Origin of the sequence: Microbacterium sp. E-13 (assembly GCF_049912955.1) — a bacterium.
In the GTDB taxonomy this organism is placed as follows: domain Bacteria; phylum Actinomycetota; class Actinomycetes; order Actinomycetales; family Microbacteriaceae; genus Microbacterium.
The window spans coordinates 1,574,059-1,596,149 of sequence record NZ_CP183973.1; the positions used below are offsets into that span (position 1 = coordinate 1,574,059).

The 22,091-nt window shown below is 66.9% G+C and carries 22 protein-coding genes; 14 read left to right on the top strand and 8 right to left on the bottom strand.

Features of this window, described 5'->3' with window-relative positions:
• The first annotated feature begins 53 nt into the window (after positions 1–53).
• Both ACN9MP_RS07070 and ACN9MP_RS07075 read left to right on the top strand, forming a co-directional pair.
• Positions 54–446, top strand: coding sequence for a DUF6855 family protein (locus ACN9MP_RS07070; RefSeq protein ID WP_426324989.1), 393 nt, complete (start codon positions 54–56; stop codon positions 444–446).
• A gap of 294 nt (positions 447–740) precedes the next feature.
• Positions 741–2,066, top strand: a complete 1,326-nt coding sequence (locus tag ACN9MP_RS07075; protein ID WP_426324991.1) for a serine/threonine-protein kinase — start codon at positions 741–743, stop codon at positions 2,064–2,066.
• Positions 2,067–2,083: 17 nt separating this feature from the next.
• Here ACN9MP_RS07075 and ACN9MP_RS07080 read toward each other — a convergent pair whose 3' ends face one another.
• The 4 genes from ACN9MP_RS07080 to ACN9MP_RS07095 all read right to left on the bottom strand — a co-directional run bounded on the left by ACN9MP_RS07080 (position 2,084) and on the right by ACN9MP_RS07095 (position 5,171).
• Positions 2,084–2,737, bottom strand: coding sequence for a hypothetical protein (locus ACN9MP_RS07080; RefSeq protein WP_426324993.1), 654 nt, complete (start codon positions 2,735–2,737; stop codon positions 2,084–2,086).
• Positions 2,738–2,739: 2 nt separating this feature from the next.
• Entirely contained in the window at positions 2,740–3,249 is a 510-nt protein-coding gene (locus ACN9MP_RS07085; RefSeq protein WP_426324995.1) for a DUF2510 domain-containing protein, read from the bottom strand.
• 169 nt (positions 3,250–3,418) lie between these two features.
• On the bottom strand, positions 3,419–3,913 hold the full coding sequence (locus ACN9MP_RS07090) for a DUF2510 domain-containing protein (RefSeq protein WP_426324997.1): 495 nt from the start codon (positions 3,911–3,913) through the stop codon (positions 3,419–3,421).
• Positions 3,914–4,184: 271 nt separating this feature from the next.
• On the bottom strand, positions 4,185–5,171 hold the full coding sequence (locus tag ACN9MP_RS07095; protein ID WP_426324998.1) for a hypothetical protein: 987 nt from the start codon (positions 5,169–5,171) through the stop codon (positions 4,185–4,187).
• Between the two features lie 297 nt (positions 5,172–5,468).
• Between ACN9MP_RS07095 and ACN9MP_RS07100 the strand changes: the two genes are divergently transcribed.
• The 10 genes from ACN9MP_RS07100 (at position 5,469) to ACN9MP_RS07145 (ending at position 14,218) form a co-directional block, all read left to right on the top strand.
• Positions 5,469–5,864: a type IV pilin protein gene (locus ACN9MP_RS07100; RefSeq protein ID WP_426325000.1), complete on the top strand. Its 396-nt coding sequence runs from the start codon at positions 5,469–5,471 to the stop codon at positions 5,862–5,864.
• Between the two features lie 94 nt (positions 5,865–5,958).
• Positions 5,959–6,342 carry a hypothetical protein gene (locus ACN9MP_RS07105; protein ID WP_426325002.1) on the top strand — a complete coding sequence of 128 codons (384 nt, stop codon included), beginning with the start codon at positions 5,959–5,961 and terminating at the stop codon, positions 6,340–6,342.
• On the top strand, positions 6,339–6,881 hold the full coding sequence (locus ACN9MP_RS07110; RefSeq protein ID WP_426325004.1) for a PilW family protein: 543 nt from the start codon (positions 6,339–6,341) through the stop codon (positions 6,879–6,881). Before ACN9MP_RS07105 ends, ACN9MP_RS07110 begins: the two co-directional genes overlap by 4 nt.
• Complete coding sequence (locus ACN9MP_RS07115) at positions 6,869–8,455, top strand: hypothetical protein (protein WP_426325006.1); 1,587 nt, start codon at positions 6,869–6,871, stop codon at positions 8,453–8,455. The genes ACN9MP_RS07110 and ACN9MP_RS07115 overlap by 13 nt, the downstream gene beginning before the upstream one ends.
• 30 nt (positions 8,456–8,485) lie before the next feature.
• Positions 8,486–9,343, top strand: a complete 858-nt coding sequence (locus ACN9MP_RS07120) for a prepilin peptidase (RefSeq protein WP_426325008.1) — start codon at positions 8,486–8,488, stop codon at positions 9,341–9,343.
• A 27-nt stretch (positions 9,344–9,370) separates the two neighbouring features.
• Positions 9,371–10,378: a type IV pilus biogenesis protein PilM gene (pilM, locus tag ACN9MP_RS07125; RefSeq protein WP_426325010.1), complete on the top strand. Its 1,008-nt coding sequence runs from the start codon at positions 9,371–9,373 to the stop codon at positions 10,376–10,378.
• Positions 10,375–11,022 (top strand): hypothetical protein, encoded by a 648-nt coding sequence (locus tag ACN9MP_RS07130; protein ID WP_426325012.1) that lies wholly within the window; start codon positions 10,375–10,377, stop codon positions 11,020–11,022. The genes pilM and ACN9MP_RS07130 overlap by 4 nt, the downstream gene beginning before the upstream one ends.
• Positions 11,022–11,708 carry a hypothetical protein gene (locus ACN9MP_RS07135; protein ID WP_426325014.1) on the top strand — a complete coding sequence of 229 codons (687 nt, stop codon included), beginning with the start codon at positions 11,022–11,024 and terminating at the stop codon, positions 11,706–11,708. Before ACN9MP_RS07130 ends, ACN9MP_RS07135 begins: the two co-directional genes overlap by 1 nt.
• A gap of 6 nt (positions 11,709–11,714) precedes the next feature.
• Positions 11,715–12,980, top strand: coding sequence for a type IV pilus twitching motility protein PilT (locus tag ACN9MP_RS07140; RefSeq protein WP_426325016.1), 1,266 nt, complete (start codon positions 11,715–11,717; stop codon positions 12,978–12,980).
• 2 nt (positions 12,981–12,982) lie between these two features.
• A complete protein-coding gene (locus ACN9MP_RS07145) occupies positions 12,983–14,218 on the top strand; it encodes a type II secretion system F family protein (RefSeq protein ID WP_426325018.1) in 1,236 nt (411 codons plus the stop codon).
• 94 nt (positions 14,219–14,312) lie between these two features.
• Here the strand turns inward: ACN9MP_RS07145 and ACN9MP_RS07150 are convergent, their stop codons facing one another.
• On the bottom strand, positions 14,313–15,980 hold the full coding sequence (locus ACN9MP_RS07150; protein WP_426325020.1) for a GspE/PulE family protein: 1,668 nt from the start codon (positions 15,978–15,980) through the stop codon (positions 14,313–14,315).
• A gap of 241 nt (positions 15,981–16,221) precedes the next feature.
• Here ACN9MP_RS07150 and ACN9MP_RS07155 point away from each other — a divergent pair, with 241 nt between their 5' ends.
• Complete coding sequence (locus ACN9MP_RS07155) at positions 16,222–17,349, top strand: YihY/virulence factor BrkB family protein (protein ID WP_426325022.1); 1,128 nt, start codon at positions 16,222–16,224, stop codon at positions 17,347–17,349.
• On the top strand, positions 17,346–18,113 hold the full coding sequence (locus tag ACN9MP_RS07160; RefSeq protein WP_426325024.1) for an NAD(P)H-hydrate epimerase: 768 nt from the start codon (positions 17,346–17,348) through the stop codon (positions 18,111–18,113). The genes ACN9MP_RS07155 and ACN9MP_RS07160 overlap by 4 nt, the downstream gene beginning before the upstream one ends.
• A gap of 17 nt (positions 18,114–18,130) precedes the next feature.
• On the opposite strand, the gene ACN9MP_RS07165 is transcribed toward ACN9MP_RS07160, so the two are convergent.
• From ACN9MP_RS07165 to glgP, 3 genes are all read right to left on the bottom strand, one after another.
• Positions 18,131–18,514, bottom strand: coding sequence for a hypothetical protein (locus tag ACN9MP_RS07165; RefSeq protein WP_426325025.1), 384 nt, complete (start codon positions 18,512–18,514; stop codon positions 18,131–18,133).
• A 79-nt stretch (positions 18,515–18,593) separates the two neighbouring features.
• A complete protein-coding gene (locus tag ACN9MP_RS07170; protein ID WP_426325027.1) occupies positions 18,594–19,325 on the bottom strand; it encodes a glutamine amidotransferase in 732 nt (243 codons plus the stop codon).
• Between the two features lie 122 nt (positions 19,326–19,447).
• Positions 19,448–22,006, bottom strand: a complete 2,559-nt coding sequence (gene glgP, locus ACN9MP_RS07175) for an alpha-glucan family phosphorylase (RefSeq protein WP_426325029.1) — start codon at positions 22,004–22,006, stop codon at positions 19,448–19,450.
• Positions 22,007–22,091: the final 85 nt, after the last annotated feature.

The window sequence follows — 22,091 nt, forward strand, 5'->3', positions numbered from 1 at the left end:
CCGGCCGGCGGCCACACTGAACTCCGGAAGTACCGCATAACGGAGGAGGGGTCATGACCGGACTGGGGACGGATGCTGACCCCTGGGTGCTGCGGACCGCACCGGGTACTTCGGAGTACACGATGTACCGCGACGGCGATCAGCTCGTGTGCCAGGTCGGCAGCACCCGTCTGACTTACCAGGCGCGCGCCATCGACGATCTTCGCGACTGGCTGCGCGAGCAGGGGGATTGGGTGTCGCTCGGCGCCGCCGACGAGCAGAAGCCGGCGGCAGAGGGCACGGTTGAAGCGTGGGGCCGCTCGGAGTCCAATCCCGTCGGCGGTTGGTACGGCACCCGCAAGGGCTATCGAGGGCGTTTCGGAATGTACCTGCCTCCTCTTCTCGAGGAGCTGGGCATGGTCGAGCTCGAGCACAACGCCCGCAACAACCGGGTGCGCGCCATCTGATCGCGCTCGGCGAGACGCCTGCACCCGGCGCAAGCCCTGCCGCGCCGCCGTCAGCCTCCGCGGGTTCGGCGACAGAACTCCACAACAACGCGGCCATGCTCGCCTCACACGCCGACCTGCGCGGGGGAGAGCGCCGAATCCGTGGAGTTTCGAGCATGTCTTTCGGGCACACCGCGATCCTCCCGATCCCGGCGCAATCCCCGCGCCGGCCGTCAAGGCCCCCGCGGCGACACTCGCGCACCGGCTAACGTCGTAGGCGTTGTCGCGCGTCTGCGCGGCCTGGAGGACGAACCGATGACAGAAGCGAACGCCGACGGCACGGCACCGCTGCTCGACGGGCGTTACCGGCTGGGCGACCTGGTCGGGGAAGGCGGCATGGCCCGCGTCTACCGCGCAGAAGATGCGCTGCTCGGACGCACGGTGGCGATCAAGCTCATGCGGCCCGGCATCGACGGCGCGTCGTCCGAGCGCGCCCGCAGTGAGATGACGGTGCTTGCTTCGCTGAACCATCCGTCGCTGGTGACGCTCTTCGACGCCCGCCTCGAGCCGGGCCAGCCCGAGTACCTCGCGATGGAGTTCGTCGACGGGCCCACCCTCGGCTCACGGCTGGCTTCGGGCGGGCCGCTGCCTCCCGACATCGTCGGGCACCTCGGGTCCGAGCTGGCCGAGGCGCTGCACGTGGTCCACACCGCAGGCATCGTGCATCGCGACATCAAGCCGTCCAACGTGCTGTTGAGCCCGCCGCAGATCCCAGGCCGTCGTCCGCGGGCCAAGCTCGCCGACTTCGGTATCGCCTACCTGCTCGACACGTCCCGCATCACGACGCCGGGGCTCGTCATCGGAACGGCCGCCTACCTCGCTCCCGAGCAACTCCGCGGCGAGGCTCCGACGCCTGCGGCCGACATCTATTCGCTGGGCCTCGTCTTCCTCGAGGCGCTCACCGGTGAGCGCGCTTATCCGCAGGGTGGGGGCATGGAGGCGGCGCTCGCCCGCCTGGAGAGCCAGCCCGAGCTTCCCGCATCCCTCGATCAGCCGTGGGCTGATCTGCTGGAGCGGATGCTGCACCCCGACCCCGTGCAGCGACCTACGGCCGTCGAGGTCGCGGCAGCGACCGCCACGCTCGCGCAGCGCGCTCCGGCTGCGGGCACGTTCGCCGCGGCGACTGCCGCAACCGTCCCGCTCACGGCGCCGACCTTGATCGCTCCGGCCGGGGGAGTTGCGGCCGCGGCCGGCCTGCCAAGCTCGGCAGCGCTCGTCTCTGCCGCGCCCGGGGCGGGGCGCAAACCTCGCCGCCGGCGCCTCGTGGCTCTGCTCGGCGGCGCGCTCGCGGCCGTCGCGGTCGTGGTCGCGGCGGTCCTCGGCATCACGGCACTCAACCAGCCGCAGCCCGTGCCGGTTCCTGCCGCGACGACGCCTGCCACTCCGCAGCCCTCTGAGCCCGCGCCCGCCGAGGTGAACAACGGAACCGGGGGAGGCGGCGACGACTCGGGGCTGACAGAGGAAGAGCGCAAGCAGGCCGAGCGGGAGCAGAAGAAGCTCGAGCGCGAGCAGAAGAAGCAGGCCGAGGAGGAGGAGAAGAGGCTCAAAGAGGAGCAGCAAGGCAAAGACGGCGACGGGTGATCAGCGTCGGCACCGAGCTACTCCTCGAGCGGTTCCACGCTCCAGTAGTGCGTGAAGGTCGACTCCGGCCGCCGTTTCGAGTCCGCGGAGAACTCGCCGGCGAACCGCGCTTCGACCACCGGCATCGCCCAGCCGGCGATGTCCTCGGGTGAGGCATCCGCATACTTCTCTTGCAAGCGTGAGCGGATGCCGTCGGCCCACGTCTCGACCGTGCTCTGCACCGCCTCGATCAAGCCCGCGAACCCGCGCGCCACCTGCACGGGCAGGTGCTGGCTGACCACGGCGTCGCCCACCCGGCATACCCGGCCTTCGCCGTCGAGGTAGGCGATCGGCATCGGCCGCACGAGCTCCGACTGCGAGTGCGCGACGGTGGTGTTGCGGTACTTGCGGATCTTCTCGTGCAATCCCGCGAACTCCTCGGGCACGACCTCCGCCTCCCGCAGCGGCGGGCGCACGTTCGAGTGCCCGAACGCCCGCATGTAGGCGACGACGGCGAAGCCGGTCAGCGGTATCCACAACGGCGTGCCCTCGCCGGCCTCCAGCGCCGCGTGCAGTGCACTGTCGGCTTCGGTGAGGTCGTTCGAGTACGAGCTGAGTTCCGCGAGCTCGCGCGCGTCTGGGCTGTCGGGCAGCCAGGCGATCCCTGAAGGCTTGTCGGGACTCTGGGCCACGCTCACCCCCACTCCAGCGGGCCGAACTGCCCGGGGGCCATCACCAGCCGCGCGACCATCCAAAGGATCAGCAGCGACGAGAACACGAGGGCGAACACCGCCTCGCGCTTGCGGGTCGGGCGCCGCACCGCGATGACCGTGCCGATGATTGCCAGCACGAACGCGGCGATGGTCGAGACAATGCTGACCCACCCGAGGGCGTTGAGCAGGTAGAGGAACCCCCAGAACTGCGCCCCCATAGTGAAGAAGACAATGGTCAGTCCCACGAACACAAGCCCGCCGAGGAGCTGAATCAGGATGAGGATCAGGGATGCCTTGGCCGGCCCATTCGCGGAGGTCGAGGTGGGTCGAGCTCGCGGGTTAAACCCGTACACGGCGGTCTCTTTCGGCGCCGTGGGGAGCACGTGCTCCGTCCACCGCGCGCCGTCCCACCAGCGGGTCTGCATCGTCGTCGGATCGTAGATCCAGCCGGCCGGCGGAAGCGGGCCGGTAGCGTACGCGCCGCCGCTCATCGATCAGTCCTCGTGCGCGCAGGCACTCTGACCATCGGGACCTCCCAATGTCCCTTTTGCGGATGACGGATGCCGCCACCCACAGATTCCCCAGTGCGCCTAAGTTAGCGCCTGCCGGGGCGTCGCGGGCAAAGATCTGCTCAAGAATGCGCGGCTCGGAGCGGTGACGTCACGCGGCGGAGGCACTGAGTGACACGACCGTCTGGGCGAGTACCCCAGCGATCAGCAGTGTCGAGAGCACCAGGGCGAGCACTGCCTCGCGCTTGCGCGTCGGCCGTCGCACGGCCGTGACCACTCCGATGATCGCCAGCGCGAAGGCGCAAGCGGTCAGAACGAGGCTGGTGATCTCCAGGCTGTTGATCAGGTCGAGGAACTGCCACCACGGCAGGCCCGATGCACCGACCACGCCCAGCACTGCGATGGCTCCGAGCAACTCGATCGCTATGACGACGAGGGATGCGTGCGCCGGCCCGTTTCGCTCGTCCGGAGGTTGGTCGTGCCCGACGTCGATACCCAGTGTGGCGGCGTACTCAGTGTCCTCATACGGTGGCAGCACGTGCTCGGTCCACCGCACACCGTCCCACCATCGGGTCTGCGACGTGTATGGATCGAAAAGCCACCCGGCCGGCGGCAGCGCGCTGACCGCGCTTGCGCCGCTGCTCATCGGACCGGCCCCAAGGCGAGTTGGAGCGCTCCATTCATCGGGACCTCCCCGTCCCTCAAGCGGCAGCCGGATGCCGGCGGCCGCTCCTTCCCCAGAGCGCCCACGGTAGCGGGTGCCGCGAGGTTGCACACCCCCGTCAGATCTGCGAGTGATCGCGGGTCGTGCACAAAGGCCGAACTGCGAAGAGGTGCTGGCAGCGCGGATGGAGGCAGTGCGCGTTCCCGGGGCTGGCCGAAGCCCGGCCGGCTACTCCGATCCCGCTCAGCGCGGGCTACTTGACCGCGACAAAGGCCGGATCGCCGAACGTGTCCACTTTGACGGCGAGCACGCCATCGGCGGCCGTTGCGGACGGGACAGCGATGACGATATTCCCTGCGATCGTTCCGCCGGTGTAGACCTCGGCCGAGGAGTCGAACCCACCTGGGGCGACCGCGGAATGATCAGCGACAGTCTTCGTTTCACCGGTCGGTGTGACGTAATCGACGCCGATCGACCACCCGAAGTCGGAATCGGGGCCGCTGTAAACAGCTGTGGTGTTGATCAGGATGTACTCATAGCCCTCGGGCGGTGCATCGTTGAACTGATTCTCGGCCAGGACGGCGCCCGTAGCGCCGAAGGTCACGCTGTTGATGGTCACGGCCCACTCATCGCCCTGGAGGGTCGTTCCAAGCGGGTGCGGGTTCTCCCTCGTGCCGACAGCTGCACCAGTTCCGCCCGAGCCCGCGTCGCCCGTCGTGCCGCCGCCGGCCTCACCTGGTGCGACAGCTGAGGGAGCTTCACCCCCGAATGCGTTGGTGAACGCGTCGCCGATCACGGAGAAGAACACGAGGAACCCGACCACCGTGCCGACGACCGCCACGATGATCGCTGCGATGCCTGCGCCCTTGCCGCTGTCTCGGAGGAAGAGCGACACGATGCCGAGAATGAAACCGATCGGCAACAGTATCCAACCGAGCGAGAGCCAACCCGGGATGCAGGAGAAGACGAAGCCAAGGATCGCTACCGCGAGAGCGATGATGCCGAGTACATTGGCCCTCCGTCCCGAGCCGAATGCGCCAGGCGGGTTGGCGTACAGGCTCTGCCCCTGGAACTGCCCGGGGGGAGCCGAATACGGCGATTGGACGACGTGCACCTGCGATGGCACATGCACGACGGGCGGCAATGGAGGCGGATAGGCATCGGTAGGAGGGGCCGCCGGCAATCCACCGTTGGTGGCGGGTCCGACCGGAGCTCCCCCAGAGTGCTCGGGTGTCGACATGCGCACGAGTATCGCAGTCGTGTGCAGCCGGGCGTCAAGCGGGATTGATGGTCCGTCCAGGAATGTCACGCGATGCAAAGACTCTTGAGGTTTTCCTTGGCCAACCCTGGGCGAGGCTGCATTGATCTCCGGCTCACAGACTGTCAATGTCGAACGCGGGAGGGGATGCACGCTTGCGCGTGTGTCTCGAACCCGGCTCTGATCGAGGCGGGAACTGTAACTGGGGAAATGCAATTGGCCGGCATTGACGCCGGTAGGTCAGAGCCGACCTCGAATTCACAAAGGGGAGAGACGCACATGCGTGCAACCATCAAGAACTATGTCGACGCCATGAACAAGCGTCGCGAAGAAGAGGGCGAAGAGGGCTTCTCGCTCGTCGAGCTCATCATCGTCGTCGTGATCCTCGGCATCCTCGTCGCGGTCGCGATTCCGATCTTCCTCAGCATCCAGGCCACGGCGCAGGAGAACGCGCTCAAGGCGGCTGCTGCTAATGGGGCGACCGCTGCTGCTGCTGCCGCCGCGCAGCCTGGTGCCGTCCTCGCGGACCTCACTGCGGGGGCGGTTTCCGCGGGTGACGGAGACATCACGACCGCGCTCACTGCGGGTACCCCCGCCGACGTCACGTCCATCTGCGTCAGTGCCACGGGCCCCGCAGGCTGGCCGGGCCCGTTCTCGGCCGGACCGGGCTGCTAACAGCCGATCTGCATCTGCCAGGGGCCGGGGAGTAAATCCCCGGCCCCTGTGCGATGATGGCCTCGGGATTTCTGCCACTGGGGGAGGTGCGCGGATGGCTGCGCCGCGCGAGTCCGATGAAGGTCTCGGCATCGTCGAGATCATCATCGGCATGTTCCTGCTTGCGATCATCGCAGTGGCACTCATTCCAGCGCTGTGGCAAGGCCTCCAGTATTCGAGCGAGCAGTCAACAACCGCGACCGCCGTGCGCAAGCTCAACTCGCTGGTCGAGGACATCCGTGACAACCCGACGTGCGGAAGCATCGTCGCCGCAACGGCCACCCAGAACTTCACGGATGGCGCCGACCGTGCCCTTCAGACGGCAGGCACCTACACCACATGTCCGGCAGCATCAAAGATGGTGACCGTGACCCTCACTGCGACGGACGCATCGAGCGATGCCCTCGCGACCGTCTCAGCGATCGTGTACGTGCCATGAGCCGCGCCTACCCGGATGACGACAGCTCGGCAGGGCTGTCACTCATCGAGCTGATCATCTACGTGCTTCTCGCCTCGGTTCTGCTAGGCGCGATGGCAACCATTCTCATCAACTCGTGGAGCACGCAAAAGGACGTTCAAACGACGAACGAGGCGACCACGCGCGGCCAGCTGATCGGTCAAGGCATCGAGCGCGCGATGCGGAACGCCCAAGCGTTCGAGGTGTCTACGGACGGAACACTTCTTCGCATTGACACCCGGCTAGACGGCGCGCGGAGATGTCAGGCGTTCTGGATGACCGGAGGAGCCGCGTACATGACCACCTCTGCGACCAGCCTGCCGGCTGCAATCACGACGGACTGGCCAGACCCCTGGCAACTCGGCGTTGTCCAGAACGGGACGACTCGGTTTTTCGAACAGGATGGATTGACCGTGGCGTTCACCTTCGACATCACGACAGAATCGGCCCCGGTGCGCTTCGAAGGCGAAGCAGCGATGAGGACCCCCGCGACAGGAGGAACGACGCCATGTTGGCCTTGAATCGACTCCTGCGCCCACCGCCCCGCCGCGACGAAGATGGGGCGGTGCTGGTAACTGTCGTCATCGTGATGCTGGTCGGCTTCATCATCGCCAGTATGATCGCGGCAAGTGTCCTTTTCACCATTCAGGCCAACGCCACCAACAAGAGCACCACACAGGCATTCATCGCCGCGGAATCGGGACGCGATGTGGCCGTCGCAGCCTTGTCTGACGGGTGTGCGACAGCCGACATGTCAGGCACAGGTACCGGCCCGACCTACACGTACGCCGTGAGAACCGTCGCGAAGTCCGGGCCGACGCCCCCGACCAATTACGACGACTTGACTTCATCCGCCTGTCCCTCTTCCGACGCCTGGCTGGTCATCCGCTCGACCGGCTCCGGTCAAGACGGCTCCACCGCCACGGTGGACTCGGTGTACGAGTGGGAGCGGACCTACTCCGATGTCCCCGGCGGGGTGGTGACATATTTCTCGGGGAGTATCACGCAGGGTGTAGCCCACTACACAGGCGACCTCGTTCTCCGCGACGGCAATTGGACGTGCAACATCGACGGTCTTCTCGACGGCGATCTGTACGTCCTGACCGGCACAGTCAGCATCTCGACCGGTTGTGTGATCAACGGGGACATCAACGCGAACGGCAACGTTACGAGCAACGGCAACAACTGGCATGTGAACGCCCGTCCTTCCAGCGAGAGCGCCGGAAGCATCAATACGAACGGGTTGGTGAGTCTGCCCTCGACCGGCAGCAACTCGGTCGCCGGAAACATACATGCCAAGGGCGACGTTACCCTTGATGGCGGAGGGACCGGTGTTGTCACAGGGACCGTGACGTCACGGAACGCGGTAACGGTGAACTCGAGCTGGACGACAGGCGCGCAGTCACCCGGGTCATCCGCGGACCCGGTGTTCGTTCCGACCCTCGCCTGGCTGATGGCTGCGACCCAGTGGATCGATCTGCCCGCGTCGGCAAGCTGGGGGACGCGTGAACCCGGCGTGTGCACCAAGACTGCGGCACAACTGGTGTCCCTCATCTCGGCCGCGGGTGGCCCGCTCGTGCTCGATCTCACGCCGTGCGCCAGCAACGCCGCGCCCTTCACGGGGCAGAAGCTTGCATTGCTCTTCAACAACGTGACGGTCAATCGAGACGTCGTCATCCTCAGCCCTGCAAACAAGAAGCTCGAGGTCAAGCTGCAGGGGACGACTCAGGATGGCGGTGCCACACGCCAGGTCTTCTTCGTGCATGTCGACAACACCGCCGACAACCTTCCGACGTGCGGCAACGGCAGCACCCAAGATCAGTTCGATGTGGCCGGCGTCGTGGACCCGGACGTCCGATTGATGGTCTATGCGCCGTGTGGTCTCGGGGGCACGGTGAACGCCAGTTTCTCCGGTCAGCTGTACGCCGACGACACAACTCACTTCATCCAGAGTTCGGTCTACACCTGTAAGCCGATGACCTGGCCCGTCGCGCTGCCCAAGTTGGGTTGCACGATCAAGGGTGAGGATGGCGTTCTCGACGACAGCACGATAGTGCAGAAACTCGGCGAGCTCGTGTACCAGACTGAGCGGTAGGAGATGGCGGAGCTTGTAGCCTTCCTCGTCGTGGTCGCCGGAGTCTTCGGACTGCTGATCGGTTCATTCATTAATGTCGTGGCCTATCGCGTGCCCGCGAAGATTTCCCTGATGCGTGAAAGCCGGTGCCCGCAGTGCGACACCGCGATCAAGCCGTGGCACAACGTCCCCGTACTCGGATGGTTCGCATTGCGGGGCCGTTGCGCGAATTGCAAGGCGGCGATCTCTCCGCGTTACCCAATCGTCGAGGCGGTGACCGGGCTTGCTTTCGCGGCCGTGACCTGGTGGGGGCTCGCCGTCTACGACGACCTCCTGAACGCCACGTTATCCGCGTATTTGGCGCTTCCGGCGGTCGATGGTGTGGTGAAACCCGCCGATGTCTGGGCTCTCGGTGTCGTCGTGGTCGCGTTCCTCTACCTCGCTACGGTTAGCATCCTGCTCGCACTCATCGACCTCGATACGAAACGACTGCCGAACAGCATCGTGCTGCCGAGCTACGTCGTTGCGGGGGTGCTGTTTTGCGTGGCCGCCCTCCTTTCGGGGGAATGGGACGCCCTGCTTCGCGCTGCGACGGGCATGGTCGCGTTGTACGTCTTCTATGCGTTGCTGCGACTGGCGCGACCAGGTGGCATGGGTGGCGGCGATGTGAAGCTCGCCGGTGTCATCGGGATCTATCTCGGCTGGCTCGGCTGGGGCGCCCTGCTCGTGGGGGCGTTCGCCGCTTTCGTCTACGGCGGCGTCTTCGGAATCATCCTGATACTCATTCGGCGTGCCGGACGGAAGACCGCGATACCGTTCGGTCCATGGATGATCCTCGGCGCGTGGACCGGAGTCTTCGCAGGCGAGACGATCAGTCGCTGGTATGTCGAGTTGTTCACCGGGGCTTGATACCCGCGGTCCGGGGAAGGGAAGAAGATGAGCAAGACGATTGTCGCGCTGGAGGTGACAGAGGAAAGTGTCCGCGCCGCCGAACTCTCTCTTGGCCGAAAACCGCAAATGGTTGCTTACGGGGAGGTCCCTCTACCCCCGGAAGCCGCGCGCGACTCTGAGGTTCTCGACCCCGGGACTGTCGCCGTCGCGCTGCGCCAGCTGTGGACCGGTGCGAGGTTCAGGAGCAAGAACGCCGTGCTCGGAGTAGCTAGCCGTCGCATTCTGGTCCGGGAATACACGACGCAGGCGATGCGTCCCGACCTGCTGCGAGAAGCCTTGCCGTATCAGGTGCAGGATCTGCTTCCAGTGCCTGCCAGCCAAGCGGTGCTCGACTTTCTCCCACTGACGCAAGATGGCGACCAGATCTCAGGACTGCTGGTTGCGGCGGTATCCGAAAACATCGAGCTGATTATCTCCACTCTGTCGAAGGTCAAGGTGCGCGTCCAAGCGGTCGACCTCACGGCGTTCGGACTCGCTCGTGTCACCGCACCCCTCGTGGGCGCCGAGGAAACAGTGGCGACCGTCCACATCGGCGACCACACGACACAACTGGTTGTTTCCCGCGGCGGTGTCCCGCTCTTCGTCCGCATTCTCCCCATCGATGTCGCAACCTCCGCCGTTCGACGGCACGATGAAGCGCTGACCGAGGCCTCGCTGGAACTCGTCGGCGGGAACGGCGGGTCAGTGCGCTCTCGGGGCGCGATCCGAGCCACGCAGCCCCCTGGTGTGGCAGACCTGGCCGCGCGACTGCGCAGTACCCTGGCGTTCTTCGCCAGCCGTCCGAACGCCGCAGCCGTCTCGCGAGTCTTCGTGACCGGAGCGGGGGCCGCTGCCGAAGGTGTGTTGTCCGCAATTGACGCGGCGATCGATGCGGAGCTTCGGGTCATCTCGCTCGGGGACGTCATACCGATGACCACTCCGCCACCAGGCGGCGAAGTGGCGCTCAACCTCGTGGGGACGGTCGGCATCGCTCTCGGGGAGGCGCGCAAATGACCGCTGTCGTGCCGCCGCTCACCGGGTTCGCCCGCGTCAACTTGATGCCCCGCCCCGAGATCGTGCGGCGGGAACGAGACAAAGCGGTGCGCCTCTGGGTGTGGATCGTGCTGGCCGCGGTTCTCGTCGCTCTTCTCATCATCGCCGGCGCGTTCACCTTCAAGCTGTTCGCCGATCAGCGCCTCGCGGCAGAGCAGACGCGGACCACCCAGCTCCTCACGGAGATAGCGGCGCTTTCGGAGGTAAGCCAGGCGCTCGACACAGAACGGGAACTGACGGAGTTCCGCGCAGAGGCGATGGCGAGCGACTTCCAGTGGGCCCCCGTGATCGCGAAGCTCACCGCTGTGCTCCCTCCCGACACCGCACTCACAGGCTTCGACGTGATCACGGGCGGAGTCCCGCAGGGGGATGATCCGGCGGTCGAGCCGGGTCTGGTGGGGACCGTGTCGATCGACAGCGCCACCCCTCTCGACATCGTCGCGATTATCCGATCGTTGCGGGGCGTGGAGGGCGTGCTTTTCGCCGACGGCAGATCGGTCACAACGAGCGAGGTGTCGGAAGGTCGATTCGCCTACGTCCTCGACCTGGAATTTGATCAGTCGATCTATTCCGGTCAGTACGCACCGACGCAAGGGGACGACTGATGCCCAAGCAACTCGTGACGGCGCTCGGCCTGGTGGTCGCGCTCGGGGTTATCGCCCTCGGCATCTTTCTCGTTGCGCTTCCCCTCTACTTCCAGGCGATTGGGGTTGACGCTCAGACCGCGACCGTTTCCACCACTAATGACCTGTACCAAGCGCAGGCCGACAGCCTTCGTGCCGAGGAGGAGAATCTCGACGCGATCAATGCGAACGTTGCCGACCTGCGATCGCAGATCCCGGCCGCCGGAGAACTCGACGACGTGTTCGAGGTCGTCGCGCGTGCAAGCGTGGCGGCGGGGCTCCCGCTGACGTCCGTGACGGCGGGGGAGCAAGTCGCGTTCTTCGTCCGAACCGAGCCTACGGACGACGAGCAAGCCGCCGCCGCGCCCGCGCCGACAGCAACCCCGGCGCCGACGCCGACAGAGGGCGCTGACGCGGCGGGCGCAGGCACCCCGGTAGTCCCAGACGCGTCGACGGTTCCTGACGGAGCCCAGGCTACTGGGCGTCAGCAGGTGGACTTCGTGATAGCCGCAACGGCGTCTGACATGGCGCAGGTGACGGCATTTCTAGACGCGCTCAGAGCCGGGCCCCGGCTGCTCCACGGCATCACCGCAACGTCGGCACAAACCGGCGAGGGCACGATCGATCTACAGGTCAAGGCGCTCACATTCATCGATGTGGAAGGGTGACGGTAAATGACGCACCTCGATTTCGAGACGCTCCTCGCGCATGGCGCGCGGCTGCGGGCCTCTGACGTTCACATCACCGCAGAGTCCCCGGTCCTGCTGCGGATAGATGGGGATCTCGTGCCCATTCCGGGATTCGGCGAGCCGGTGTCGGAGGACTGGGTGGAGAAGACGGCCTTCGACCTCATGACCGAAGGCCAGCGGCGTGATTTCACCGAGTATGGGGAGGTGGACCTCGCCCACGCCACTCCGGGCATTGGGCGCTTCCGTACCAACGTCTATCGCCAGCTGGGGTCTATCGCGATCGCGCTCCGGTACATCCCCGACCGGGTCTATTCCCTGGAGGAGCTCGGTGCACCTGCCATCGCCCGCGACCTCGCCCTCCGACCACGCGGTCTCGTGCTGCTTACAGGTCCCACCGGCTCAGGGAAGTCGACGACCCTCACCGCGATGGTCGACATCATCAATCAGCTCGTCCCTGCGCACATCATCACCATCGAGGATCCGATCGAGTTCCACCATCAGTCGAAGAAGTCACTCGTGCATCAGCGCGAGGTCGGGCGCGACACCAACTCGTTCGCTGAAGCCCTTCGTCGCGTGCTTCGCCAAGACCCAGATGTCATTTTGATCGGCGAGCTTCGCGACCCCGAGTCCATCTCCACGGCGCTGTCGGCAGCGGAGACTGGACATCTCGTCCTTTCGACGCTGCATACTCAGGGCGCCGCCAAGAGCATCAACCGAATCATTGACGTGTTCCCAGCCGACGCGCAGCACCAGATCCGCACCCAACTCGGCGACACCTTGCAGGGGATCATCAGTCAGACCTTGCTACCGCTGGCGCAGACGAACGGACGGACGATCGCAACAGAGGTTCTGGTGAACACGCCCGCCGTAGCGAATATGATCCGCGAGGGGCAGGTAGCCCAGCTCTACTCCGCCATGCAGGCCGGCTCGGCGCTCGGCATGCACACGCTCGACCAGGACCTTCGACGTCTGGTTCAGGACGGGACGATCGCCCGCAACGTGGCAGCCGACTTCGCCGTCGACCCGAAGAGTCTTGACGGGGTTGTGGTGCGAGCGCGTGACCTCGACGCGGAGGAGTGGATGCACCACGCCGGAGAGTGGCGGCAAGGCGAACTGGACACCATCCCCGCTAACGCCACGGCCGGCACCGGCGTGGGCATGGGCTCGCGCTTCGGCACTCCGACGGTCGGCGGCCGCGTCGATCCGACCGCCCGCGAGGTCACCTGGGCGAGTGGGGACGGGGAGGACTGATTGTGGCTGTTGTACAGGAGTTCGTTTACCGTGCGGTCGACCCGCGAGGTGGTTCGGTTGTAAGAGGGACGGTAGAGGCCTCCACCGAAGCCGCCGTCACGAGCAAGCTCAAGGCGCAGGGGCTGACGCCGCTTGAGGTGACGCTGAAATCGAACACGGGGCTCAATCGCGAGATCAAACTCCCCGGCGCCTCGAAAACGGTGAAGCCCCGCAACCTGGCCCTGTTCTGTCGTCAAATGGCAGGTCTCATCAACGCGGGTCTTCCGTTGATGCGAACGTTGACCATCCTCATCGAGCAGACAGATGACAAGAAGCTTCAGCCCGCCCTCGTGCAGGTGCAGGCCGATGTCGAGGCCGGTTCCTCGTTCTCGGCCGCCCTCGCGAAGCACCCGCAGACCTTCCCGCCGCTGATGCTGAGCATCGTGAAAGTCGGTGAGGCCGGTGGATTCCTAGGAAGTGCGCTGACCTCCATCGCTGACAACTATCAGCGAGAGGCTGAGCTGCACAATAAGGTGCGTGCTGCGGTTACCTACCCGGCCATCGTGCTGGTGATTGCAATCATCGGCGTCCTCGTGATGGTCACGTTCGTGGTGCCGATTTTCGAGAACATGTTCGAGAGCCTGGGCGGTACGCTGCCGGTTCCGACGCAGATCCTGGTCGCGATCTCCAAGAACATGTGGTGGATCCTGCCGTCGATCGTCCTCTTGACCATGATCGCGGTGATCTGGTGGCGTGCAAATCGTCACACAGAGCAGTACCGCCGGGTGATGGATCCGTTCAAGCTGAAGATGCCGATCTTTGGCAAACTGACGACGAAGATCGCTGTCGCCCGCTTCGCTCGGAATCTCTCAATGATGCTAAACGCGGGCGTTCCAATCATCCAGGCACTCGCAATCGTCGGCCAGGCCTCGAATAACTGGAAGATCGAGCAGGCGGTACGCGAGGTACAGGAGTCCATTCGCCAAGGGCGCTCGTTCGCGGTTCCCCTCGCCAAAGCCCAGGTGTTCCCCCCGATGGTGGCTCAGATGGTGTCAGTGGGAGAAGAATCAGGAACGCTGGTGGACATGCTCGCAAGCATCGCCGACTTCTACGAGGACGAGGTGGAGACCGCGACCGCCCAACTGTCCTCAACGATCGAGCCGCTTCTCATTGTGGGACTCGGCATCGTCATCGGCGGCATGGTCATCTCCCTCTACCTGCCGATCTTCACCCTTTACGGCGAGCTGGCCAAGCAGTAGAAGAGCTGAGAGTCGCCAGCCCGACCAGCCTCAAGGCAATCGTCTTCGGGGTTCGTCGCTCGTTCGCGGGCGGAACACGATATTCGAGCGTCCGTCAGATCGTGACCCGGAGCACCTCTTCGATCGTCGTCAGGCCCTGAGCCACCTTCGACCAGCCGTCCTCGCGCAGCGACACCATGCCCTGCTCCAGCGCGACCTGGCGGATCTCGGAGCCCGTCGAGCGCGTTACGACCAGCGACTCGATCTCATCGCTCAGGTTCATCACTTCGTGGAGTGCGACGCGGCCGCGGTATCCGGTGTTGCTGCAGGCGGGGCATCCCACCGCCTTGTACAGCTCAGGCAGATCGCTCGGGTCGTGAGGGAAGTGCAGCGACGTCAGCACCTCGGTCGTCTCGACGAGCGGCTCGCGGCAGCGCATGCACAGGCGGCGCGCGAGGCGCTGGGCGATCACAGAAGAGAGTGCGGTAGCCACGAGGAAGGGCTCGCAGCCGATCTCGGTCAGGCGCGTCAGCGCCGACGGCGCGTCGTTCGTGTGGAGCGTGGAGAGCACGAGGTGACCGGTGAGCGAGGCCTCGATGGAGATGTTCGCGGTCTCGAAGTCGCGGATCTCACCGACGAGCACGACGTCGGGGTCGGATCGGAGGATCGACCGCAGCGCTGACGCGAAGGTCAGGCCGGCGCGGTTGTTCACCTGCACCTGGTTGATGCCGGCGATGCGGTACTCGACCGGGTCTTCGACGGTGATCACGTTGATCTTCGGGTTCGCGATCGACCGCAGCGCCGTGTACAGCGTCGTTGACTTGCCCGAGCCGGTGGGCCCTGTGGCGAGGATCATGCCGTGCGGCTTGATGATCGACTCGCGGAACCGACGCTCATTGGTGCTCGAGAAAAGCAGGTCGCGCATCGTCATGGTCTGACCGGTGTTGTCGAGAATTCGCATGACGATCTTCTCGCCCCACACGGTGGGCAGCGTTGCCACACGAAGGTCGACGGTGCGGTTCTCGTGGGTGACCGACAGGCGGCCGTCTTGCGGCTTGCGTTTCTCGGCGATGTCGATCGACGACATGATCTTCAGACGCGAGATGATGCCGTCCTGAATCGCACGGTCGGCCTTCTGCATCTCGTGCAGCACGCCGTCGATGCGGAACCGCACGGTCAGCTGCTTCTCGCCCGGCTCGACGTGGATGTCGCTCGCACGGTCGTTGATGGCCTGCGCGATCAGCAGGTTCACGAACCTGACGATCGGCGCGGCGTCGTCCTGCTCCTCGAGACTCTCGGTGAACGCGGCCTGGCTTGTGTCGCTCGACTCCTCGATCGACATCGACAGCTCGCTGAGCTCCTCGTCGGAGCGCAGGAACCGCTCGAACATGTTCGCCAGCGCGTCTTCGGCGACGACGACCGGCTCGACGAAGAGGTCGGTGATGCTGGCCACGTCATCGAGCGCCACGATATCTGTCGGGTCGAGCACGCCGACGGTCAGGCGGTCGCCACGGCGGTCGACGGGAAGGAGGTTGTACTTGCGGCACAGATTGCCGGGCACGAGCGCGATCACGTTGGGGTCGAGGGTCGTGTTCGCCAGGTCGATGTAGCGGTGACCGGTGTGCAAGGCGATCGCCTCGGCCACCTGCCCCTCGGTGACCAGGTGCGAACTCACGAGCAGCTGTTGCAGCTCCGGCCCATCACCCGCCTGCGCCATCGCCGCCGACATGTCGGCGGCTCGTACAGCTCCCGTCAGCACCAACGTCTGTGCAAGGCCCCTCATAGCGTCCCCAATCGCTCGCCCGTGAGACACAGGCGCGGGGATCCCAGAGGGCGGGGTGACCACGCCATTCCGAGCTTCGCGGCGCGAACGGAATGGTTGATCCATGCCGGTCATTATCGCGAAGTTTCGGGCCCAGTGGCGCGTTCCCCCAATTCCCCAGAGATTCCCCAATCCCTAGGGACATACTATGTGGCCCGTCAAGCCTGCGGCGCTCAGCATCCGCTGTGGATATTTTGAAGCCATGGCCACTTCCACAAGCCCAGTGACCGGTGGGGTAGGTACCGCGGAACGGCGCGGCGCACGGCCCGAGGCGAGCCTCATCGAGAAGGCGACCGCGTGGGCGCTGTCGCTGCGGCTCATGCGGGTATGGCTGCACTACGCCGAACGCCGCGGGCCCATGCTCTCCGACAGCGTCACCTACCGGGCCCTGTTCTCGGTGTTCGCGGGAGTGCTGCTCGGCTTCTCGTTCGCGGCCATCTGGCTCGCCGACAACCCCGACGCCTGGCAATCGCTGGTGGCGGCGGTGGATGCTGCCATCCCCGGCCTCGTCGGAAAAGACGGGCTCGTCGACGTCAACGACATCCAAGCGCCCGCAGGCCTGACCATCGCCGGCATCATCGCCCTCGTCGCTCTCGTCGGCGCCGCCATCGGCGCGATCGGCTCGCTGCGGGTCGCCATCCGCACGCTCGCCGACAAGGTGCGCGACGACGTCTTCTTCGTCTGGGTGCTGCTGCGCAACCTGCTGCTCGCCATCGCGATCGGCGGCGGCTTCGTGCTCTCGGCCGGAGCGACGTTCATCGGCACGTCGTTCGTCGGCAGCGTTCTCGACTGGGCCGGCATCAGCCAGGGCTGGTTCGCACAGCTCGCCACCCGCAGCGTCTCGATCCTCGTCGTCTTCGCCCTCGACATGGCCGTCGTGGCCCTCGCGTTCGTCTCGCTCAGCGGCGTGAAGGCCCACCCCGGCTCACTGTGGTCGGGGGCCCTCCTCGGCGCGCTGGGCCTCACCGTGCTGCAGCAGCTCTCGAGCCTCTTCGTGCGCGGCGCCGGCTCCAACCCGCTGCTCGCCTCGTTCGCCGCCCTGATCGCGCTGCTGCTGTGGCTCAACCTGTCGGCCCAGGTCATCCTCCTCGCCTCGACGTGGATCATCGTCGCCGAGCGCGAACGCGTCGACCGCGTGCGCGAGCGCTTCGGGTCGCCCACGTTCGCCCTGCGCCGCGTGCGCCAGGCGGAGGATGCCGTGCGCGTCGCCACGGAAGAACTCGACCACGCCCGCGCCGCCGCCGACGAGGAGCGCGCGAAGCAGCGCGAGCACGACGCGAAAGCGCGTGAGAAGGATGCCGAGAAGTCGGCGCCCGCGGAGAAGTCATGACCGAGACCGTCCCGACCTACACGGCCCAGCAGGTGCGCGACGCTGAGCGCCCGCTGCTCGACGACGGCGTGCCGCTCATGCAGCGAGCCGCGACGGCCCTGGCCGACCTCGTGCGGGCCGAGCTCGACGGCATCGGAGATGACGTCATCACCGCCGAGTCGCGCACGCTCGAATCCGTCACCCGCGGCGCCCCCGACACGTCGCGCCCGCGCGTGCTCGTTCTGGCCGGAAGCGGCGACAACGGCGGCGACGCCCTCTACACCGCCTCGCAGCTCACCGACATCGCCGACGTCGACGCCCTGCTCGTCGGCGACCGCTTCCACGAGCCCGCGTTCGCCGCGGCCACCGGAGCGGGCGTGCGCCGGGTCGAACTCCCCGAACTCACCGGCGCCGACGGCGACTACACCCTCGTGATCGACGGCATCCTCGGCATCGGCGTCTCACGCGATCCGGCGCTGCGCGGCACGGCGCGCGAGGCGGTGACGGCGCTCCTCGACAGCGCACAGCGAAGCAAGCGGATGCCGCGCACCTACGCCGTCGACATCCCCAGCGGCCTGCACCCCGACACCGGCACGGCCGACGACGTCGTGCTGCCGGCATCCGTCACCGTCACCTTCGGCGCGGTCAAGGCGGGCCTCGTGACCGGCCGCGGGCCGGAACTCGCCGGCGACATCGTGCTCGTCGACATCGGCCTCGGCCCATCTCTCACCCCCGTCGAGCCCGCGGGCGAGGCATCCGTCTCCCGCATCGTCGAGGCTGGGTGACGGTCAACGACAGGGTGCTACTCGTCGGAGTCGTCGTCCTGCTCGCCCCCGTTGTTGCCGGGGAAGCCGGGGTCATCCTTGTGGTGCCCCCACCCGTGGCCCTGACCGTCGCCCTCGTCGCCCTCCGCGTCGTCGTGGTGACCGTTCTTGCCGGGGAAGCCGCGGTCATCCTTGTCGTGTCCCCACGCGTTGCCGTTGTTGCCCGGGAAGTCGTCGGACTTCTTGTCGTGCCCGAACGCGTTGCCGCGGGCGTTGCCCGGCCCGTCGTGGGGTGCGACGACGCTCGACGCGGGGATGATCCCCGTGAACGGCACTCCCAGCGCGATGCTCGGAACCAGCAGGGCTGCGGCCGCGACGACGGCGATCACGCCGCCGGTGATGAGCAGCTTCTTCGAACCCATGACGAACCTCGATGTCCCCAGCAGAGGCAGCCGGTGCGGGGAGCGTACCACCGCGCCGCCGCCCTGCGAAGAGGCCGACTCAGCGGGCGTAGCGGGTGACGAAGTTGCGCAGCATCCGGCTCGGGTGCGACACCGCCTGGCGCCGCACGGCGGCGAGCGTCAGCTCGAGCTCGTGGGGCGCGAAGTACCCGTGGCCGGCGTACGCGTGGATGCGCGTCGTGATGCCCTCGACGTCGAGCTCGGGGTGGAACTGCGTCGCATACACGTTCCGCCCTACCCTGAACACCTGCACCGGGCACATCGGCGACGACGCCAGCAGCGTCGCCGATTCGGGCAGCCGCGAGATCGCCTCCTTGTGGCCGACGAACGCGCCGAAGGTCTGCGGCATCCCTTCCATGAGAGGGTCGGATGCTCCGGCCTCGGTCATCGTCACGGGCACCACGCTGATGGGCTCGCTGTAGACCCGGTCGATCGTCGCGCCCTGGTGTGCGCCGAGCGTGCCGACGCCGTAGCAGGCGCCGAGGAATGGGAAGTCGCGGGCGACGACCTCGTCGAGCAGCACCTGAAACTCCGCCTCGACGCGCCGCTGCACGGCGGACTTCTTCTCGTGCGGGTCGGAGGCGTTGAACGGCCCGCCGCCCACGAAGATGCCCGACAGCTCGTCGAGGTCGAACCGGGGCATCGGCTCCGCATCGAGCCGCACGCGGATGAGCTGCTCGGGTGTGAGTCCGCTGTAGCGCAGGAAGAGCGCGTACTCCTCGTCGGCGGGGACGTCCTCGGCGCGCGTGGCGAGGAGGACGAACGGCTTCACCTCCCCAGCCTAATTGCCCGCGCACTCACCCCTGCCGACCGCCCGCGCCACCGCCGACCGAAAGCGACGGATGCCTCGACCCGGGCGCAGTGCGCCGGGTCGAGGCATCCGCTGTCCGCGTCTCAGGACGCGTAGGTGACGAGGCCCAGCTCGACGGGCGACACGAGCTGCGGGTGCGAGGGGCGCACGCGCACGGTGTAGCCGAAGGTGCCGGTGACTCCGAGCGGCAGGGCGCCGGTGAATGCCCGCACGCCGTCGACGCCATCGCCGGCGGGGGAGAGGCGGTACACCGAGTGATCGGCCGCGAGCCGGTCGTTCTCGTCGGTGCGGCCGTAGAGCAGCTCGACGGCGAGGTCGTCGGGCGAGAGACCGTCGATGCGCACGTCGGCGCGCACCTCGAGCGTGTCGCCCGCCTGCGCCTGCTGCGGGATTCCGCTGCTATCGACGCTCGCGATGGAGATGCGCTCCCACGCGCTGGTCACGCGGGTCACGAAGGCCGACAGCTCCCGCGCGGCCGCGAAGCCGTCGGCCCGCAGGGCCACGTCGTGCGCTGCCGCCGGCACGTAGAGGCGCTGCACGTAGTCGCGCACCATGCGGTCGCTCGTCGCCTTCTTGCCGAGGTCGGTCATGGTGTGGCGCACCATTCCGAGCCATGCCGTCGGGATGCCGCCCTCCCGCTCGTAGAACTTCGGCACGAGCTGATGCTCGATGAGGTCGTACAGAGCCGCCGCCTCGGCGTCGTCGCGCTCTTCGTCGTTCGACGCGTTGTCGGCGGTCGGGATCGCCCAGCCGTTCTGGCCGTCGAACCACTCGTCCCACCAGCCGTCGAGGATCGACAGGTTGAGCGCGCCGTTGAGAGCCGCCTTCATGCCGCTCGTGCCGCACGCCTCGAGGGGGCGCAGCGGGTTGTTGAGCCACACGTCGCAACCGGGGTACAGGTCCTTCGCGAGGGTGATGTCGTAGTCCGGCAGGAACACGATGCGCCCGCGCACCTTGGGGTCGCGGCTGAAGCGCACCAGCTCCTGGATCAGGATCTTGCCCGAGTCGTCGGCCGGGTGCGACTTGCCGCCGATCACGATCTGCACCGGCCGCTCGGGGTCGGTGAGCAGCTTCGTGAGGCGCTCCGGGTCGCGCAGCATGAGCGTGAGGCGCTTGTACGTGGGCACGCGGCGCGCGAAGCCGATGGTGAGCACCTCGGGGTCGAGCAGATCATCGACCCACAGGGGCGCCTGACCGGTGGCGCCCGAGACGGATGCTGCCACCCGCCGCCGCGCCTCGGCCACCAGCTCGCCCTTCATCTGCTGGCGCACGCCCCACAGCTCGGCGTCCGTGACGACGTTGCGGTCGGTCCAGTCGTGGGTGTCGGTGTGGGCGTCGCCCCATGCCCGCTCGCTGACGGCCTTGAGGGCGGGGTGCACCCAGGTCGGTGCGTGCACGCCGTTCGTGATCGAGGTGATCGGCACCTCCTCGGTGTCGACGCCGGGCCACAGCATCCCGAACATCCCGCGGCTGACCTCGCCGTGGAGAACCGAGACGCCGTTGGCGTGCTGGCCGAGGTGCAGTCCGAGCACGGCCATGTTGAAGACGCCCTGGTCGCCGCCGGGCCACGTCTCAAGTCCGAGCGCGATGGCGCGGCCGCCGTCGAGGCCCTGGAAGAGGCCGCTCGTCAGCACATCGGCGATCAGCTCGCGCGGGAAGCGGTCGATCCCCGCCGGCACCGGAGTGTGGGTCGTGAACACCGTGCCCGCCCGCACCTGCGTCAGTGCCTCGTCGAAGGTCAGGCCCTCCTGCGTGATGAGCTCCGACATCCGCTCGAGTCCCTGGAAGCCCGCGTGGCCCTCGTTGGTGTGGTACACGTCGGGGGCCGGGCGGCCGGTGATCTGCGACCACGCGCGCACGGCGCGCACGCCGCCGACGCCGAGGAGCAGCTCCTGCAGCAGGCGGTGCTCGCCGCCGCCGCCGTAGAGGCGGTCGGTGACGCGACGCATCTCGTCGGTGTTCGACGGCGTCTCGGAGTCGAGGAGCAGCAGCGGCACGCGGCCGATGTCGGCGACCCAGACGCGCGCGTACAGGCGGCGGTTGCCGGGCAGGTCGAGCGAGATCTCGACCGGTGCGCCGTCGGTGCCGCGGAGCAGCGTGAGGCCGAGGCCGTAGGGGTCGAGCAGCGGGTAGCTCTCGCGCTGCCAGCCGTCGTCACCGATGGACTGACGGAAGTAGCCGGCGCGGTAGAAGAGGCCCACGCCCGTGAGCGGCACGCCGAGGTCGGAGGCGCTCTTCAGGTGGTCGCCGGCCAGGATGCCGAGACCGCCCGAGTACTGCGGCAGCGAGCCGTCGACGCCGAACTCCGGCGAGAAGTAGGCGATGTGCGCCGGCTTGTCGCCCTCGAGGCGCTGGAACCAGCGCTCGCCCTCGAGGTACGCGGTGAGGCGCTCGTCCTCCTCGCGCACGCGGGCGACGAACGCGTCGTCGCGCGCGAGCTCGTCGAGCCGCTCCTGCCCCAGCGCGCCGAGCATGCGAGCGGGGTTCGCGCCGATTTCCTCCCACAGGGCGGGAGCCATCGAGGCGAAGAGAGCGTGCGTCGCGCGGCTCCACGACCAGCGCCAGTTCGAGGCGAGGCGGTCGAGAGGAGCGAGGGAGTCGGCGAGGACGGGACGGACTGTGAACGTTCGGATGGCCTTCACCCGAGCGATTCTAGAGGCACAATCTGGAAGCGCTTGCACTGATTTCGGTGAACCTTTGCTTTCCAGTCGCGCACTTCACCGCTTC